The organism is Roseinatronobacter thiooxidans (genome assembly GCF_001870675.1).
Classification (GTDB): Bacteria; Pseudomonadota; Alphaproteobacteria; order Rhodobacterales; family Rhodobacteraceae; genus Roseinatronobacter; species Roseinatronobacter thiooxidans.
This window is the reverse complement of sequence record NZ_MEHT01000022.1, coordinates 1-2,953: the sequence shown is the minus strand read 5'-3', so window position 1 is coordinate 2,953 and position 2,953 is coordinate 1. Positions and strand designations below refer to the sequence as shown.

At 57.9% G+C, this 2,953-nt stretch carries 3 protein-coding genes; all 3 read left to right on the top strand.

From position 1 onward, the window contains the following. Positions 1-138: 138 nt before the first annotated feature. The 3 genes from istA (at position 139) to BG455_RS10715 (ending at position 2,865) form a co-directional block, all read left to right on the top strand. Positions 139-1,626 carry an IS21 family transposase gene (gene istA, locus BG455_RS10725; RefSeq protein ID WP_071470007.1) on the top strand — a complete coding sequence of 496 codons (1,488 nt, stop codon included), beginning with the start codon at positions 139-141 and terminating at the stop codon, positions 1,624-1,626. After that, positions 1,623-2,387 carry an IS21-like element helper ATPase IstB gene (gene istB / locus BG455_RS10720; protein ID WP_071470006.1) on the top strand — a complete coding sequence of 255 codons (765 nt, stop codon included), beginning with the start codon at positions 1,623-1,625 and terminating at the stop codon, positions 2,385-2,387. Before istA ends, istB begins: the two co-directional genes overlap by 4 nt. A gap of 178 nt (positions 2,388-2,565) precedes the next feature. Then, complete coding sequence (locus tag BG455_RS10715) at positions 2,566-2,865, top strand: hypothetical protein (protein ID WP_143079921.1); 300 nt, start codon at positions 2,566-2,568, stop codon at positions 2,863-2,865. Positions 2,866-2,953: the final 88 nt, after the last annotated feature.

The following is a 2,953-nucleotide window of genomic DNA, read 5'->3' as shown; positions in this document are numbered from 1 at the left end:
AATGGCATTACCTGCTCGATGTGAGAACGGCAATGCAAAAGTGAGCCACGGAAGTGGCGTGATAATCTCGCTGCGGGCAGCGTAAAATGTTGCCACTTTGGCCCTTTCTGTTTGCAGGGAGGGCGGGAGATTTTAGTCGTGGATTTATATTTGAAGGTCCGCCTCGCGCGTCGGAGCGGTATGAGCGAACGAGAGGCCGCTGGCCATTTCGGGATTTCGCGTGCGAGCGTGGAGAAGATGATGATGTTTTCGGTCCCGCCCGGTTATCAGCGAACGGCGCAGATCAAGCGGCCCAAGCTGGACGGGTTCACCAACTTCATCGACCAATGGATGCAAGACGATCTGAACTGTCCCCGTAAACAGCGCCACACCGCCAAGCGCATTTTTGAACGACTGCGCGACGAGCACCAGTTTCAAGGCGGTTACACGACGGTCAAGAATTACGTCCGGGAACAAGGGCAGCGTAGCCGAGAGATGTTTGTCCCGCTGGCACATGCCCCCGGCGATGCCCAAGCGGATTTCGGCGAAGCCATGGTTGTGATCGGCGGGGTTGAGCAGAAGGCGCATTTCTTCGCGCTGGATCTGCCTCACAGCGATGCCTGCTTTGTTCGGGCTTATCCTGCGGCGGTCTCGGAGGCTTGGGTTGATGGCCATGTTCATGCTTTTGCATTCTTCGGCCGGGTTCCGCAGTCGGTTCTTTATGACAACGATCGATGCCTAGTCGCGAAGATCCTGCCGGACGGGTCGCGCAAGCGGACCAAGCTGTTTAGCGGGTTCCTGTCGCATTATTTCATCCACGATCGCTATGGTCGCCCGGGAAAGGGCAACGATAAAGGCGCTGTTGAGGGTCTGGTCGGATATGCCCGGCGCAACTTCATGGTGCCGATCCCCCATTTTGCCACGTGGGAGGCCTTTAACCTTTGGCTTGAAGAGCAATGCCGCAAGCGTCAGGCGGATGTCTTGCGCGGTCACAGCGAGAGCATTGGGCAACGTCTGGTCCGTGACCTTGATGCCATGATGGGTCTGCCCTCGTGCCCGTTTGACGCCTGTGATCAGGCCACCGGCCAGGTGAACTCACAATCTCTGGTGCGCTACAAAACCAACGATTACTCGGTTCCTGTCGCCTACGGGCACCGTGACGTCTGGGTGCGCGGCTATGTCGATCAAGTGGTCATTGGCTGTAGCGGTGATGTCATCGCCCGCCACCCGCGGCGTTGGGATCGCGAGGACATGGTCTTTGACCCGGTGCATTATCTCCCCCTTTTGGAGCAGAAGGTGGGTGCCCTTGATCAGGCGGCCCCGTTGGTGGAATGGGAACTGCCAGAGGAATTTGCGACCTTGCGCCGCCTGATGGAAGCCCGGATGATCAAGGCGGGGCGGCGTGAGTATGTGCAGGTCTTGCGGCTCTTGGAAACGTTCGAGATGACAGATCTGCAGGTCGCCGTTAAGAATGCGCTGCGTCTCGGCGCGATTGGGTTTGATGCCGTCAAACACCTCGTGCTGTGCCAGATCGAGAAGCGGCCGCCCAAGCTGGATCTGGACGTCTATCCATATCTGCCAAAGGCCAATGTTGGCACCACGTCGGCGGCCAGTTATATGTCTCTGATGCAGGGGCAATCCGCATGACCGAAGCGCCTCAAATTCTGCTGGACCACCGCCTCAAATCGCTGCGACTGCCGACCGTTCTGCGCGAATACAGCAAACTGGCCAAGCAAGCCGCAGCCGAGGGACTGGACCATGTGCAATTCCTTGCACGTCTGATCGAACTGGAGATGATTGACCGAGAACGCAGGATGATCGAGCGCAGGATCAAAGCCGCAAAGTTCCCGGCCGTCAAAAGCCTGGACAGCTTCGACTTCAAGGCAATCCCCGCCCTGAACAAGATGCAGGTGCTTGAATTGGCGCGTTGCGAATGGATCGAACGGCGCGAGAATGTCATCGCCCTTGGCCCAAGCGGAACCGGCAAGACCCACATCGCCCTCGGCCTTGGGCTTTCCGCCTGCCAAAAAGGCTTGTCCGTCGGTTTTGTTACTGCTGCTGCACTGGTCCATGAACTGATGGAAGCGAGGGATGAACGCAGGCTGCTGCGGCTGCAAAAGCAGATGGTGAGTTACAAGCTGCTCATCATCGACGAGTTAGGCTTTGTGCCGCTGAGTAAAACCGGGGCTGAACTGCTGTTCGAGTTGATCTCCCAACGCTACGAGCGCGGTTCCACACTGATCACCAGCAACTTACCATTCGATGAATGGACCGAGACCTTTGGGTCAGAACGCCTGACAGGCGCACTCCTCGACCGCCTGACACACCATGTCAACATCCTTGAGATGAATGGCGAAAGCTACCGCCTTGGACAAAGCAAGGCGCGTCAGGCAACACCCAAAACCTAAATCACGATCAGCACAGATTGGCCCTAACGGGCCAAAGCATCCGGGCAACCGACAGCTATATGACAAGCGCGGCCGCCCGGATGCTGGCGCTCATCTGGAAGCTGATTATCCCAACCCCAAAGTGGCAACATTTTGCGCTGCCCTTTCGCACACTTTTGCTTTGCCGTTGACAAACATCGTGACCGCGATCACCGAAGGCATGTTTCACCCGAGCATGAAGGCGACGATGGACGCGCTGGAGGAGGAACGATTGGGGCTGGAGGGAAGGCTTGCCGCCCTGCCCGATCCCGAACCGGTGGCAATCCACCCAGGACTTGCGGAGAGCTATGCCCGCAAGGTGGCGGATCTGGCTGCGGCGCTGAATGCCCCGGAGGCACGGGCGCAAGCGGCCGATCTTCTGCGCGGCCTGATTGAGAATGTGACGCTGAGGTCCGACCCGGACGCGCCGAATGGCCATTTGGTTGAGTATCCGTCTTAGTCAAGGGCGTTGTGGTTGCCAATCTCGTCCTTCGCGTAGCAATGTGTTTGCCAGAACAATAATGCGGCGCATGATGGCAGTGATAGCG